10 protein-coding genes and 1 pseudogene are annotated in these 14,906 nt (G+C 51.6%); 8 read left to right on the top strand and 3 right to left on the bottom strand.

Translation table 11 applies throughout. The annotated features are described in order from the left end of the window. The first annotated feature begins 23 nt into the window (after positions 1-23). The gene (locus C8D72_RS08950; protein ID WP_115854064.1) at positions 24-938 is read left to right on the top strand and encodes a hypothetical protein; all 915 of its coding nucleotides are present in this window, start codon (positions 24-26) and stop codon (positions 936-938) included. A 580-nt stretch (positions 939-1,518) separates the two neighbouring features. On the opposite strand, the gene C8D72_RS17530 is transcribed toward C8D72_RS08950, so the two are convergent. Further along, a complete protein-coding gene (locus C8D72_RS17530; protein ID WP_170140553.1) occupies positions 1,519-1,746 on the bottom strand; it encodes a hypothetical protein in 228 nt (75 codons plus the stop codon). Positions 1,747-1,900: 154 nt separating this feature from the next. Between C8D72_RS17530 and C8D72_RS17855 the strand changes: the two genes are divergently transcribed. The 7 genes and pseudogenes from C8D72_RS17855 to C8D72_RS08905 all read left to right on the top strand — a co-directional run bounded on the left by C8D72_RS17855 (position 1,901) and on the right by C8D72_RS08905 (position 11,316). Further along, positions 1,901-2,263, top strand: a complete 363-nt coding sequence (locus tag C8D72_RS17855) for a transposase (protein ID WP_115854061.1) — start codon at positions 1,901-1,903, stop codon at positions 2,261-2,263. A gap of 170 nt (positions 2,264-2,433) precedes the next feature. Beyond that, positions 2,434-5,238: a type I restriction endonuclease subunit R gene (locus tag C8D72_RS08930; protein WP_211308821.1), complete on the top strand. Its 2,805-nt coding sequence runs from the start codon at positions 2,434-2,436 to the stop codon at positions 5,236-5,238. Next, positions 5,238-6,710, top strand: coding sequence for a restriction endonuclease subunit S (locus C8D72_RS08925; protein ID WP_115854059.1), 1,473 nt, complete (start codon positions 5,238-5,240; stop codon positions 6,708-6,710). The genes C8D72_RS08930 and C8D72_RS08925 overlap by 1 nt, the downstream gene beginning before the upstream one ends. 28 nt (positions 6,711-6,738) lie before the next feature. Then, positions 6,739-7,701 (top strand): toll/interleukin-1 receptor domain-containing protein, encoded by a 963-nt coding sequence (locus C8D72_RS08920; RefSeq protein WP_115854058.1) that lies wholly within the window; start codon positions 6,739-6,741, stop codon positions 7,699-7,701. Between the two features lie 3 nt (positions 7,702-7,704). Beyond that, positions 7,705-9,147 (top strand): type I restriction-modification system subunit M, encoded by a 1,443-nt coding sequence (locus C8D72_RS08915; RefSeq protein WP_115854057.1) that lies wholly within the window; start codon positions 7,705-7,707, stop codon positions 9,145-9,147. Between the two features lie 72 nt (positions 9,148-9,219). Then, positions 9,220-10,377: a restriction endonuclease gene (locus C8D72_RS08910; RefSeq protein WP_211308820.1), complete on the top strand. Its 1,158-nt coding sequence runs from the start codon at positions 9,220-9,222 to the stop codon at positions 10,375-10,377. 123 nt (positions 10,378-10,500) lie between these two features. Continuing rightward, positions 10,501-11,316, top strand: a pseudogene (locus C8D72_RS08905) (IS5 family transposase). Here the strand turns inward: C8D72_RS08905 and C8D72_RS08900 are convergent. Beyond that, positions 11,313-13,832: a S8 family peptidase gene (locus tag C8D72_RS08900; protein WP_115854055.1), complete on the bottom strand. Its 2,520-nt coding sequence runs from the start codon at positions 13,830-13,832 to the stop codon at positions 11,313-11,315. The pseudogene C8D72_RS08905 and the gene C8D72_RS08900 sit on opposite strands and share 4 nt — an antisense overlap. Before the next feature lie 9 nt (positions 13,833-13,841). After that, positions 13,842-14,828, bottom strand: coding sequence for an AAA family ATPase (locus C8D72_RS08895; protein ID WP_115854054.1), 987 nt, complete (start codon positions 14,826-14,828; stop codon positions 13,842-13,844). Positions 14,829-14,906 lie beyond the last annotated feature (78 nt).

Here is a 14,906-nt window from a genome sequence, read left to right as displayed (position 1 = left end):
AGTTTATAACAGGAACAATTTAGATGGAAAAAAAAGATCTATACAAATTGGGGTTTTCGGACAATAAAAAATTTAATTTCATTATGAACGGGCTCGAATATTGGACGGAGAGTGGCTTGCTAAAAAGTAAAGTTGGAGGGGCGGCAAAAATTTTTGAAGATCATTATGCCAATTTTTTGTGGGAAACAAGTAATGGTGATTTTAACAAGTTAAAAAAGTTGATAAGTTTTTCAGGCACAAAAAATACCTTGTTTATAAGTTATTTATCTACATTTTTATATGTTAAATTAAAAACGAACAGCGCAGAAGAATTGGTTTGTAAGGGGCATAAGTCAAAAAAGAGCTTAATTGATCTTACTGATAATTATTTGATTTCTTTCGAGTGCTACAAGCTTCTTTGTGAGAAGAAAATACCTGACATACAAGATATCAAAAAGATTAAAGAGGATTTGATGTCTTTCCGCTCTCAACGCAACGATTTTGTATTGAAAGAGGAAATCCAGAGATTTTTAAAATGGCCAACAAGCGAAGCCCCTAAATCGTTACAGGAATTGCGAGAAATAACTTGGATTTCCAACGGGGTTCTTGATTCATTCGGATATCATGTAGGGGAAAAAGGGGTTGAATTGCTTAAAAGGAGATTAATATTAGACAAGCTTGTAAATGCGGATCTAGAAAGTAGAGGAGTGCAAAAAAAATATGTAGAACAGTGGGGTAAGCCCGGAACAATGGGCAGGTTGATGAAGATGGGTAACACTATATCATCGCTTTGCCGTAATATTAAAAGAAGAGATGGCGATTTTGCGAAAGCTATTGCTGATTGGGAATCAGATATGGAATATTTAAAAATTGAATATTTTGACTACACAGATAAAAGAATTAATGATAGGTGGCGTGAGAGAAAAATAGTCTTTGTTAAGGAGTTGTATGGTGCGTAAAAAGTTAGGTAGTGGCTATTACATGTTTGCTGGTGTTCGTTGATGCCGACGTAGTCGACGAACTTGGTCGTCTCGGCCTTGATTCTGGCTTCCTCGGCAACATTTCTTTCAGCGCCTAATTTTCAACCAAGAAGCCTTAACAGGATATAGAAAAAAATATCCTTGTATCATTCTAGTGAAAAATTTCTTCTCTTGCGCCAATCTAGGGAGCGGCGACTCTTGGCTTTACTGGGCCAAGCTCTTCTAGTAGTAGCTTTGCAAACCCTTTTTTCTTTACGGTTTAACGAATGTTTGCCTCGATCATCTCGGCAATGCGTGGCGTCACCCCTTCCTTGCAAGCTTTCCTAAGAGTTTTCAAGTCAGGCTTATTAAGCCCTAGATCCTGATGCAGCCCCGTGGGCCCACCAAGCCAATCCAAGAGTTCCGCTATAGGCGGCATAAAAGGAAACGGACTATCAGGGACGTCAAATTTGATCTTTTCCTGCGCCATATTTCCTCACAGGTTGCTCAGGACGATGTTTTCTTGCTTGAAACTCTCTTCTTGTGGGCTGTCTGAAAAGTCATGGTTTTTATGCTGTTCCTATTCGTTGAACAGGAGACCATCGGGGCAGGCGGTTACGAGCTTTCCGACCAGCGCTGGCAGGTGATCGAGGATACTGTTTCTCCACAGCAGACCATGGAATGCTTTTGCCGAAATGATCGCCAAATGCTCAATGGCATTTTCTGGACTCTCTGCTCCGCTGCATAGCGGCGTGATCTGCCGGAGCGTTATTGTCCCTGAATCAACCAAATACTGACGCGCCTGCATCTTCGTATGCGTGAGGACGGCACCATAAATCTTGATAACCTGTCTGGATGGTGGATTCAACGTCCATCAGAGCAACTCGGTCGGCCAGCGGTGCCGGTAAAAAGGGGAATCTATAGAACCGCCGGAATAAGTCCTCGGCCGTAGCCGTGGTGGGCTGACCACGAAAATACACCTGCTATGCGATAGCCAGGGCTTTCCTCTTACCTTCTCCCTTTCCGCGGGCCAGCGCGCCGACTTGCTTCACTTGGCTGGGCTGCTGGAGAAGGTACGATTGCCGAGTCGTTCGGGGCGGCCTCACAAACGCAGCCGTTATGTCGTGGCAGACAAGGGCTACGACAGCGATGTGCTGCGACGGTACTGCACGCGTCTGATTATTCCTCGACGCCGCATGCGTCGACGTTCACGTCTGGGCCTACCGTATCAACTTGACCGACCGAAATATCGTCAGAGCAATGTGGTGGAACGTCTGTTTGACTGGTTGAAGGAAAAGCGCCGGTTGAATACCTGTTCTCAATAAATAGGGAAATCAAGCCGATAAAAATGCTTTGAGTCCAGCAAGAAATCGTTGGCTTGAGCCGGTATTATTGCGTAAATCATTTTTTAGCATTGTATTAACAATTGTGAAGTATTGAACACAAGTTGCCGTCTGATCAAGGCTCCCCAGGGATGGGGCTGCAAAGGGCAGCCATGGCTCGTGCCCATACGGTATCTAGGATTGAGGGGGAGAATGTGCAACAGCCTGAACAAAAAGCAAGAATCAAGATCGACCAGCTTTTAATTGATGCCGGCTGGGTCATCCAAAATAGGGACCAATTCGATCGCAAGGCAGCGATAGGCGTGGCGGTACGCGAGTTCCCCCTACCAGCCGGCTACTGCGACTACCTGCTGTTCATTGACGGCAAAGCAGCCGGGGTGATCGAGGCCAAAAAGGCTGGGGTAACCCTCAGTGGCGTAGCAGAGCAGTCAGCCAAGTATGTAGCTGCCCTGCCCGAACACTTGGCCCGCTGGGATGATCAGCTCATCTACCATTACGAAAGCACTGGTGAAGAAACCTTTTTTTGCAACCTGCGTGACCCCAAGCCTCGCTCACGTCGCTTGTTTGCCTTTCACCGCCCCGAAACACTGCAGGAGTGGCTACGCCAGCCAGAAACTTTGCGCGCCCGGCTGTGCACGATGCCACCACTGGAAACCAAGGGACTACGGGATTGCCAGGTTGAGGCCATCCTGGGACTGGAGCATTCCCTCGCTGAGGATCGCCCGCGAGCACTGATTCAACTGGCTACCGGCGCGGGCAAGACCTTTACGGCTTGCTCCTTTTCCTATCGATTGATAAAGCATGCCGGGGCCAAGCGCGTCCTGTTTTTGGTTGATCGTAACAACCTCGGTGATCAGACCCTCAAGGAGTTCCAGAACTTCCAGCCTACGGGAGCGGCTAACCGCTTCACCGACACCTACATCGTTCAGCATCTGCATGGTCATCGCATTGATACGGACGCCAAGGTGGTGATCACCACAATTCAACGCCTCTACTCTATGTTGTGCGGAAAAGAGCTGGATGTGGAAGAGGAAGAGGCTTCCACCTTTGAGCAATCGGGAATAGAAAAGGGTGAGCCGCTGCCGCTGGCCTATAATCCGGAGATACCCGTTGAGACTTTCGATTTTATCGTCACCGACGAGTGTCATCGATCCATCTATGGTTTGTGGCGTCAGGTGCTGGAGTATTTTGATGCTTCGCTTATCGGTCTGACCGCTACTCCTTCCAAGCACACTTTGGGCTTTTTCAATCAGAACCTGGTAGCGGAGTACCCTTACGAGCGTTCGGTAGCCGATGGTGTCAATGTCGGATATGAGATCTACCGCATTCGCACTCGGGTCACCGAAGAGGGCGGCAAGGTGGAGCCCGGCGACGTGGGCTACCAGGTACCGGTGCGCGACAGGCGCACTCGGCGTCTGCGCTACGAGACGCTGGACGAGGAACTGGCGTACAGCGGCAAGGAGCTCGATCGCTCGGTGGTGAACCCTAACCAGATCCGCACCGTGCTGCAGACCTACCGTGACCGGGTGTTTACCGAGCTCTTTCCGGAGCGCACGAGGAAGTGGCTGCCCAAGACGCTGATCTTCGCCAAAGACGACAACCACGCCGAGGAGATCGTCCACGCTGTGCGCGAGGTGTTCGGCGAGGGTAACGACTTCGCCAAGAAAATCACTTACCGCAATAGTGGTGAGGACCCCAAGGCACTGATCAAGGCGTTCCGGGTCGATCCCATGCCCCGCGTCGCCGTCACCGTAGATATGATCGCCACCGGTACCGACATCAAGCCGGTGGAAGTGCTGATATTCATGCGCGACGTGAAATCCGAGGGCTACTACGAGCAGATGAAGGGACGAGGCGTGCGCACCATTCCCGATGCTGATCTCAAGGCCGTAACTCCCGATGCCAAGACCAAGACCCGCTTCATCCTGATCGACGCCGTTGGCGTGACGGAATCGAAGAAGAACGCTAGCCAGCCCCTGGAGCGCAAGCCGTCGCTCAGTTTCGATGCCCTGCTCGAGCAGATCGCCATGGGCCGGCGTGATGAGGACGCCGTCTCCTCTCTAGCGGCTCGTTTGGCATCCTTGGATCGCAAGCTGACCGATGAGGACCGCGCTCGCCTAGCCGAGAGCAGCGGCGGCCAGACACCTCGCCAGCTGGCCAACCGGCTGCTTGGTGCCATCGACCCGGATACCCAGCAGGCCGCTATCACCGAGCGACATGGGTATTCCCCCACGCCGGAGCAGGAACAGGCTGTAGTGGAGGAGCTGCTGGACGAGGCCTGCCGGCCCTTCGACAAGCCGACTTTTCGCACCCTGCTAAAGGAGATCAAGCAGAAGCGCGACATCGTCATCGATGAGGTGACCACGGATGCGCTGGTTCATGCCGACTTCGACCATCAGCGGGCCGAGCAGACCATCACCAGCTTCAAGGCCTTTATTGAGGAGCACCGTGACGAGCTGACCGCCCTGCAGATCCTCTACAATCAGCCGCTGGGCCAGCAGCGGCTGACTTATGCTGCCATTCGCGAGCTGGCCCATACCATGGTGGAAAAGCCCCCTCACTTGGCGGTAGCCAATGTCTGGCAAGCTTATAAGCGCCTGGAGGCCTCCCGAGTACGTGGTGCTCCGGTGGACGATCAGCTCACCGAGATGGTCAGTCTGGTTCGCTACGCCCTGGGCCAAGTTGATGCTCTGGAGCCCATCGATGCCGTGGTAGAGCGCCGCTTCAATCTCTGGCTCGGGCGCGAGAAGAAAGCCGGGCGTGAATACAACGCCGAGCAGGAATCATGGCTGCGAGCCATCACCGCCTATCTCGCTGCCAATGCCGAGATCGCTCCGAAAGATTTCATGGAGGTCCCCAGCCTTGCCGATCGGGGTGGTATCCTGCGCGCCAGACAGGTACTGGGTAACGGACTGAATGAAATGCTGAATGATCTGCAAGAGGTACTGGTGGCTTGATGAAGACGGCGAACTTGCCAAAAAATTGGATTCTCGTTCAGCTTGGTGATCTCGGGAAATGGGGTAGTGGCGGAACGCCCTCTAAAACGAACCCAAATTTCTACGGTGGCGACATTCCATGGCTGAAAATTGGCGATCTGACAGACGGCCTAATTTGGTCTTCGGAAACAAAAATTACTCAAGCCGGTCTTGAAGCTTCATCGGCTAAGTTGATTCCGGGCGGAGCGCTTCTGGTGGCGATGTATGGATCAATCGGAAAGCTCGGTTTAACAAAAATCTCCTGTTCCACGAATCAAGCGATTGCCTTTTGCCAACCTATTTCTGATTTGATTGAAGCAGACTTTCTTTTTTTCGGCCTTATGCGTCTCAAGCCAAATCTAATAGCTCTCGGTCAAGGCGGCACCCAGCAAAATATCAGTCAGACTCTCCTGAAAAATGTATTGTTTCCTCTTCCTCCTCTGAGCGAGCAACGTCGCATCGTTGAGAAGATCGAGTCCCTTTTTGCCCAGCTCGACCATGGCGAGGCCAGCCTTCGCGATGTGCAGAAGCTACTGGTTCGCTATCGACAGTCCGTCCTTAAGTCCGCTGTCACCGGCCAGCTAACCGCCGACTGGCGGGCCGAGAATGCCGACCGCTTTGAGTCTGGCGGTGACCTGCTGAAGCGCATCCTCCAGACCCGGCGCGAGAATTGGCAGGGGCGGGGTAAGTACAAGGAGCCTGCTGTGCCTGACACCAGGGATCTGCCGAGGCTTCCCAAGGGGTGGGTATGGGCATCGGTTGAGCAACTAGCTGAAGTGATCGGGGGATTGACAAAAAATAGCAAGCGTGAGGGCCTGCCGATACAGAAGCCTATGCTGCGTGTCGCAAATGTCTACCAGAACAGGCTTGACCTAGAAGACATGCACGAGACGGGAGTTTCTGAAAAAGAGCTTTCCCGTGTCGCCTTGGAAGACCGTGATCTCCTCGTGGTGGAAGGCAATGGAAGCAAGGGGCAAATTGGTCGAATGGCTGTTTGGCGATGCGAAATCCCTGAAGCTGTGCACCAAAACCACTTGATCAAAATCAGGATGATCGATAAGCAACTGGTCGAGCTTGCACTGTGGTGGTTCCAATCATTCTATGGGCGTCAAAACATAGAGAAGGTGGCGTCCTCTACGTCAGGGCTATACACGCTGAGTATTAGCAAGATTGAATCACTGGTTGTTCCTGTGCCAAGCCTATCGGAGGCTTTTCAGATTACTGAGGCAATTTCCGAAGCCTTTTCCAAGATTGAGCATTTGGAAGACTGGTGCCGAACCGAGCTCGCGCGCTCCGTTGCCCTGCGCCAGTCCATCCTCAAGGATGCCTTTGCTGGCAAACTAGTGCCCCAGGACCCTGAAGATGAGCCCGCCACCGAGTTGCTGGCCCGCATCCACGCCGAGCGTGATGCCAAGCCGAAGCAGAGAGGCTGTAAGAAAGCCAATGCCTCATGAACAACCACGTATATCGGAGAGGTTTGTAATGGCAGCCCGTGTCTTCATGTCCTATTCCCATATAGATGAGGAGCTACGCGATCAACTCGAAGTTCAGCTCGCCATGCTCAAAAGGCAGGGCTTAGTGGATGTCTGGCACGACCGACGTCTCTTGCCCGGCGATCACCTCGACTGGACCATCAATAAAGAGTTGAATCAAGCCGATATAATTTTGCTTTTGGTGAGCCCGAATTTTCTGGCCTCCGACTACTGCTATAAGATCGAGAAAGCGCGGGCTTTGGAGCGTCACCGTGAAGGTAGCGCACGCCTGATCTCTGTCATTCTCAGGCCTTGTGATTGGCCACATACTGAGCTTCAAGAATTTCTTGTTACGCCGAAAGACGGTAAGCCTGTCACCCAGTGGGCTGATCGGGACGAAGCTTTTCTCAATGTTGCACAAGCCATTCGCCGTGCAATCGAAGAACTTGGACAAGCAAAAACGCCTAGACAGAATCATGCTTTCATAGACAGGCCAGCAAATGGAGAAGTGAACGAGTCGCTTCCTCGGTCTTCCAATCTGCGCTTGAAGAAAGAATTCACCAAAGCGGAGGAAGATCAATTTCTATTGGATTCCTTCGAGTACCTGGGCCGTTTTTTCCATGGATCACTTGCAGAATTACAAGAGCGGAATGCTGGTATCGAAACTCGCTATCGCCGTATAGATGGAAACTGCTTTACGGCTGTGGTCTACCAAAATGGCCAAAAAAAAGCGTCATGTACAATACGTTTAGGCGGAATGTTCGGTAATGGAATTTCCTACTCTCAAGGCGATGATGCAGCTGCCAATACCTACAATGAAAGCCTGTCCGTGAGCAAGGATAGTCAAAAGCTTTTTTTACAAGCAATGGGCATGCCGCTTTTGAACATGGCTGATAGTGACACAAACCTGAGTCAAGAGGGGGCAGCGGAATATTACTGGTCTCTGCTAATCCAGCCGCTGCAAGGGGAATAACGAATGAGCAACGAACAACTCGTTTCTAAAGTCTGGAACTATGCTCATGTCCTGCGGGATCAAGGCGTCTCCTATGGCGACTATCTCGAACAAATTACTTATCTATTGTTCCTCAAGATGGATGAGGAACGTGTGGAGCTGCTGGGCGAGAAGACCTGCATCCCAAGCCAGTGGCGCTGGGCAAAGTTGGCAGAGAAGGATGGCGATGAATTGGAGCTTCAGTATCGCCATACCCTGGAGGGCCTGGCCCGCGAGAGCGGCTTGATCGGCACCATCTTCCGCAAATCCCAAAATAAGCTTTCCGACCCGGCCAAGCTCAAACGGGTGGTCAGCCTGATCGACAAGGAAGGCCCTTGGGTCGGCCTGAAGGTAGACGTTAAGGGCCAGATCTACGAGGGCCTGCTGGAGCGTAATGCCTCTGAGGTGCGCTCTGGAGCTGGCCAGTACTTCACCCCGCGCCCGGTGATTGACGCCATCGTGAAGTGCGTCAACCCTAAAATCGATGAGACCGTTTGTGATCCCGCCTGCGGTACCGGGGGATTCCTGCTTTCTGGCTTCGAGCACATGAAGACTCAGAGTCAGGACCGCGAGAAGCTACGTCAGCTGAAGTACAAAGCCTTGCATGGGGTTGATATCGTCGATGAAGTGGTGCGGTTGTGTGCGATGAACCTCTACCTGCATGGCATCGACAACGGTGGCAGTCCCGTGCAGCAAGGAGATGCCCTCGCTGGCGACGGTGGTAAGCGCTTCGACGTTGTGCTGACCAACCCGCCATTTGGCAAAAAGTCCAGCTACACGGTAGTAGGGGAAGATGGCTCGGTGAGCACCGAGCGGGAGAGCTATGAGCGTGAGGACTTTAAGTTCTCCACTTCGAACAAGCAGCTCAACTTCCTTCAGCACATTATGACCATTCTTGACTCCCACGGTCGCGCGGGCGTAGTGCTACCCGACAATGTGCTGTTCGAGGCCGGTCGGGCGGGTGAGGGTATCCGCAAGCGCCTGCTGGAGAGTTTCAATTTTCATACCTTGCTGCGCCTACCCACCGGCATCTGGTATAGCCCCGGGGTGAAGGCCAACGTGCTGTTCTTTGACAAGCGCCCAGCCTCTCGGGAAGCCCAGACGAAAGAGCTGTGGGTTTACGACTACCGCACTAATGTCCACAAGACCCTGAAGACCAAACGCCTGATCCAATCCGATCTGGATGACTTCGTGCGCTGTTATCAAGAGCGCCAGGAAACCGAACGTTTTCGCCGCTTTACTTATGATGAGCTGATTCAACGCGATAAGCTCAACCTGGATATCTTCTGGCTGAAAGACGACAGCCTAGAGGATTTCGATAGCCTGCCAGAACCGGATATGCTGGCCACCGAAATTGTCGAGAACCTCGAGGCCGCCTTGGAGCAGTTTCGCAGTGTGAGCGCAGAGCTGGAAGGAGAAGCAAAGTGAAGCCTATTTCTTGCAAGTATTTTCTGATAACCGAATAAATCGGGCATAAATGATTTATAAAGGAAAATACTAATGCATAAAGTCAGGATGCCTCTTTTTCCTGCCTATGCCCAAGCGGCGGCACTGATGAAAGCCTCTACCGGGATTGCTCCGAAAGCTATTCGTGACATGATAAAAGCGATTCAAGATCAAACCGGAACGCCAAAGAATCCGGTGGATTGGTCTAACCCGGATGCATGGATCGCTGAGCGCTTAGAGGGGGCGCATGCTGAGTTGGCTTTGAAAATTTGGCAAACTGATAATCAGGTGGTGAACCCTAGACACAGTTATGGTAGTTGGCTGTTTATTAAAACTTACGATTTGATGGAAGTTGATGATTCTGGCTGTTGGCAGCCCTCCAAGCGGGGTCGGAAGTTCTTAAACAGGGATGAAGCTACGCTTAAATGGTTGGATGACGAGGAGGGGTTATTAGCTTTGCTTGAGCTACTTTCGGGTCTCGAAATGGCGAAAAGAAGCGATATTTTACCTGAATGGATGGCCTTTCTGCACCAGGTTTCAAAATTTGCCTCTGATTCATCCTGCAAAACTACTCTGCACCAGCGGTTGAGTAACTTGGTGGCTCGTAAGCTCGTAGAGCGTCAAGGTAATCGATACCAGATATCACCTTGCGGCCTCGAATGGATAAATAATAGCTTAGATGCAAAACCAGATGATCCACGCAAAGCCATTATCAGCGGAGTGAATCGCTACAATCTACAGCAGAAACAGCTGCTTAAAGATCATCTTGCTGCAATGGACCCTTATCAGTTTGAAGCGCTAATCGGAGAACTACTCCGGGCAATGGGTTACGAAGATGTCGAAGTAACTAAAGCATCCGGTGATAAGGGCGTAGATGTAGTAGGCAGTGTGCAAGTAGGAATAACAACAATTACAGAGGTTGTCCAAGTCAAGCGTCAGCAGGGTAGCATCATCCGCCCGGTATTAGACCAGCTTCGAGGAGCTTTGCCCTATCATAAAGCCATCCGAGGTACATTGATTACTTTAGGAAAGTTTGCCAGCAGCTGTGAGCAGGCAGCACTTTTCCCTGGCGCTGCTCCTATAACACTTATTGATGGGGATCGTCTTATTGAGCTTTTGGTCGAAAACCAAGTTGGGGTTAGAAAGAGCAGGCCTGTTGAGCTATTGGAAATTGATATTAGTGCATTCGAAGACGTGAAGTATGAAGAGTAAGTAGTTGTTAATATATTTTAGCTAAGCTCTGTCTGAAAGGTCATGATTGCTACGCTGCCTCTGTTCACTGAACAGGAGACTGTCATGGCAAGCGGTTACGAGCTTTCCGATCAGCGCTGGTAGGTGATCGAGGATACTGTTTCTCCACAGCAGACCATGGAATGCTCTTGCCGAAATGATCGCCAAATGCTCAATGGCATTTTCTGAATTCTCTGCTCAGGAGCGCAGTGCGTGATCTCCCTAAGCGCTACGGTCCATGGAAGACCGTTTATCAGCGCTTTCGACATTGGCGTGATGACGGTACTTTTGACCGGATTCTGACGTGCCTGCATCTCCGTCTGCGAGAAGACGGTGTTATATGAACATCAATACATGGATGGTGGATTCAACATCCATAAGAGCGACCCGGTCGGCCAGTGGTGCTGTTAAAAAGGGGGATCGATAGAACCGTCCAACCACGCGCTCGGTCGCAGCCGGGGCGGGCTGACCACGAAAATGCACCTGCTGTGCGATAGCCGTGGATTTCCAATCGCCTTCTCTTTATCAGCAGGTCAGCGAGCCGACTTGATACAATTGACCGGGCTATTGAAAAAGGTTCGATTGCCGGGGCGTGCGGGCCGTCTTTGCAAACGTAGGCGCTATATCGTAGCGGACAAGGGCTACGACAGCGATGCACTACTACACTACTGCGTACGTTACGGTATGCGTCCGATCATCCCGCGGCGCCGTATGCACAGGCGTCCACGGCCGGCCCTGTCACATCAGTTTGATCGACCGAAATACCGTCAACGCAACGTAGTGGAGCGACTATTCGGCTGGTTAAAGGAAAGACGTCGGTTGAACACCCGTAATGACAAGCTGGCCAGCAGCTTCAGGGCCATGGTGACACTGGACCGTATCAAGCGTTGCATGAGAGCCGACTTTTCAGACAGAACCTAGGTTTCCACTGAGATGTCGGTTTCAATCAAGCTCTCAACCTCTGAGTAGATATCCACCTCGCTATCCGGCACGTCGATGCTAACAATCAAGCTAAAACGTACACGGTTCTGCCAGCGCTCCTCACCTGCACGGTATTTCCACCACCCGCCTACGGGATACACCACCAGTGCATGCATATCGGCTAGATCCGCTGCTGGACCTGTCCAAGTATCCGAGTGCAAAGAACCTCGGGTTCTAATCCGGGATCCCAACAGCCAACCACTTCCATCACCTTCGACCCCTTGATAGTCCTCGGTAGCGTCGTTGGCCACACGATTGATGGCAGCACGGAAGTTTTCCAGGGTCTGGCCGGGACGAATGACATTAAAACGTAATCCGTGGGATTGATAGCTGTAGCGCTGGCGATAGCCTCTGCGGCCAGGGTTAGGCTCAATAAAGTACGAAAGCGTTACGCGCAGTTTGATGTCCAGCTCTGGCGGCAGTTTGCGCAACTCTTCAACAGGCCAAGGCAACTGATAAAGCTGCATCTCGTTCAGTCTGGGATCGCCAGAAGCCTTGTCCGCCGATTTAATGAAGGGCTGAAGGGTATCCTGAATGATCAGTGTCAGTGCATGATTGGCGCTATATCTGGCTCGAGCCAGACTCGGCACACCGTATCCCACGCATCGCAGCATCGTCTTGGCAGCATTCGAGGGCGATTGACTCTTTTGCAACAACCCAAAGCGTTGCCACATCCTGGGCGTCCACTCCGCTGAATGAACAATTAACCCACGTATTGTTTCAGGCCAGTAATCAGGGTATTCCGTCATTAGCAGCGCAGACTGCCTGGACACTAGGGCGCAGGCGGCGCTGGTATCCTTGGTCATCTCGAATAACAGCCCGCTGGTTCTGCCTGACGTGGTTAGTAGCGATACGACATCAGCGTCTGATACTTCAGTACCGTCAGGTGACAGCAAACGATTACCGCCCTCAGCGACGACGTCCGGTTTATAAGGCGCTTGTTGTTTCCAGCCCCAATTTACCGATGAGCGGCTTGCAGGGGCGATATCTCCGGGGTGCGCAAAGGGTGCCCAGCCTGCAAAGCTTGGGTCGTCATTGATTGTTTTTTCTGTATAGGCACCAACGGTCAAGGCGTTCCATGCCTGTGCTGGGTCCTCGATGTCTGCGAGGTGCACCTGATCCCAGTAATCCACCGTTGCGCATAATGTATGGTTGTTACCAGCAGAAATTACAAACAGCCGCTGTAGATCGTCTTCCAGGCCGAAGGCAAACTGATCAATTTCAGCAGACCAGGATGAAGGCTGCCCACTGATTGAGTCAGCAGGCGAGGTAATCGCCAAAGAATAAACGCGGGAAAATTCGGGGTTATTAATTTCAAGCTTTGCTGCGGTGCCTACGGTGATAGCCCCGTAAAGTTCAGGGTCGTTCTGGCCAGCTGGAGGCAGTATGCGGCCAGACTCAATTCGATAAGCGAGCCAAATCTCATGGGTAGCGAGTAACGATTTATCCAGCTCTCCCAAAGCTGCCAACCCCGCTTGCCTGGAGCCGTGATCATTATAAGACGCAAGGGAGTAGGTAGGTTGGTAGTTATCATAGAGAGGCCAGCTGGGTTCCCACGCTTGTGCCAACTGCTGTGTAGTCACCTGGCGTAATACTGGATGGTAGTAATTGACCCCTGTATCCAGCACCGTGATAGCCGTGGTAGTGCTTTCATCTACTCGGATTCTTTCGGCTAACTCATTGGCCCACTCGTGTTGCTCTTTGGCGGGCATGGCGATAAATGCATTCGGGGTCTGCTTGGCGCGGCGCAGCTCTTCAAGGTTGGCAATAAGCTCTGGGGCCGACTCAAGTTGCTTAGCGGACGCTTTGATGAGAATAACGAAACTATCGAAGAAGCTAAGTGAGGTGCTGCTCAGCTCAGCGTTGAGCCGTTCGGCAAGCTGCTCGGCCACTTCTTTGGCAGATAGATCTGTCGCCCGCTTTTTCAGCCACAGTTCCCACCATACAGACTGATCTGCTGGTTCCGGGAAAAGCTCTTGAGCGTCTGTCCAGAAGGAACGCAGGTCTGCCAGCTTGATCTCAGCGATGCTGTCGATAAGGGCTTGATTGGCAGGCTTTCCCTTCGCTCTATCCTTATTAAGATACTCATGAACCTTCTTTTGGAAAGCGTCTCTCTTGGGGTCGGGAATAAATACCGTTGCTATTTCCCGTCCATCCACTTTGCGACACGATCGAAGCTCAAAAGCACGATTATCAAGCTTATCGAGTGGAAGCTCGGCATCCGCAAATCCTACGATTTCAACATAAATGCCCGTTTCTTCAGTAATAGGAATCGGTGGCTCAGATTGGCGAGCCTGATGCCTGGCGAGTGCATCGGTGTACTGTTGCTTTAAAGCGATACCGTGTGTATGACGATCCCTGAGGGGAACTCCGGAACCTCTCGCTTGATTACGGGACTGAAAATCTTCATTGCGGCCGATACCGCTTAACAGTAGATGCGGTTTCTGATTCGCCATGAAGCCCCCTTAATGCTTTCCATTTTGTCGGCGTTGCACGGCCTTGATAATTATTCCAGTGGTGATGTTGGCATCATGGTGTAAAACCGCTTCTTTGGCAGCATCCTCACAGGCTCGGGTGACGTCTGCTGAGCTTAGCCCGCATGCAGTCTGAGTGATTTCATCCCAGTTCAGGCGCCCGGTCTCAAATGCTGAGAGACGATTTTCAATGAGCTGCTTGATTTGCGCCTGCCCGGGTTTTTCAAACTGAATAATGTCGTCAAAGCGTCGGTAGAGCGCTTTGTCCAACAGTTCTGGATGATTGGTTGCCGCCAAAAGGATGCTTTCAGAGGAGTCCTGTTCGACAAACATGAGAAACGAGTTCAACACGCGGCGTATCTCACCGACGTCGTTTGTCGCCCCTCGCTGAGTGCCGATCGCGTCAAACTCGTCAAACAGATACACCGCCCGCGTTTGCTTGATGTGATCAAAAATCAATCGAAGCTTGGCGGCGGTCTCGCCCATAAAGCGGGTGATCAAGTTATCCAACACGATGGTGTATAGCGGAAGCTTCAGCTCTGAGGCCAATACAGCTGCCGACAGGGTTTTACCCGTGCCCGGAGAGCCAGTAAATAACAGCTTACGCCGTGGGGAAAGACCGAACTGAGACAGGCGACTTTTTTGCCGCTGCTCCAGTAGTACCTTATCCAACCGCTCGCTTACCTCACTCGACAGCACCAGCTCATTTTTGCGAGAGGTAGAGTGCGTCAGCTCGAGGAGCCCTTTCAATTCACCTTTAGGGTGTTGGGCGAGAGGAGTTGGATTGGAAGGTACAACGGCAGGGCTTTTGGATGCCTTCTGTGAGCGCTCAATCGTTTCCTTGAGCTCGTTTGCCAGCTTATGGTGACCTTTGCGGGCCTCTTTGGCCGCAACTTGCAAAGCAATAGAGTAGAACCGCTGATCATCGTGATCAGCGTGGCTCCTCAACAATGCTTTGATTTGCTCTGCCGTGGCCATAAGTTACCGGGTGTGGTCGTGAAAAAATGCCGAAGCTGGGCTGGATTTTTGCTTGAATAAAGTATAACGCTTTCACTG

The organism is Kushneria indalinina DSM 14324 (assembly GCF_003385845.1).
Classification (GTDB): Bacteria; Pseudomonadota; Gammaproteobacteria; order Pseudomonadales; family Halomonadaceae; genus Kushneria; species Kushneria indalinina.
The sequence above is the reverse complement of the archived record's forward strand: the minus strand, read 5'-3'. Positions and strand labels throughout refer to the sequence as shown.

Coding starts and splice junctions, on each gene's coding strand:
- C8D72_RS08915 (WP_115854057.1), top strand. CDS start 7,705: ATGAGCAACGAACAACTCGTTTCTAAAGTCTGGAACTATGCTCATGTC.
- C8D72_RS17530 (WP_170140553.1), bottom strand. CDS start 1,746: ATGCAGGCGCGTCAGTATTTGGTTGATTCAGGGACAATAACGCTCCGG.
- C8D72_RS08950 (WP_115854064.1), top strand. CDS start 24: ATGGAAAAAAAAGATCTATACAAATTGGGGTTTTCGGACAATAAAAAA.
- C8D72_RS08930 (WP_211308821.1), top strand. CDS start 2,434: ATGGCTCGTGCCCATACGGTATCTAGGATTGAGGGGGAGAATGTGCAA.
- C8D72_RS08895 (WP_115854054.1), bottom strand. CDS start 14,828: ATGGCCACGGCAGAGCAAATCAAAGCATTGTTGAGGAGCCACGCTGAT.
- C8D72_RS08910 (WP_211308820.1), top strand. CDS start 9,220: ATGCATAAAGTCAGGATGCCTCTTTTTCCTGCCTATGCCCAAGCGGCG.
- C8D72_RS08920 (WP_115854058.1), top strand. CDS start 6,739: ATGGCAGCCCGTGTCTTCATGTCCTATTCCCATATAGATGAGGAGCTA.
- C8D72_RS08925 (WP_115854059.1), top strand. CDS start 5,238: ATGAAGACGGCGAACTTGCCAAAAAATTGGATTCTCGTTCAGCTTGGT.
- C8D72_RS08900 (WP_115854055.1), bottom strand. CDS start 13,832: ATGGCGAATCAGAAACCGCATCTACTGTTAAGCGGTATCGGCCGCAAT.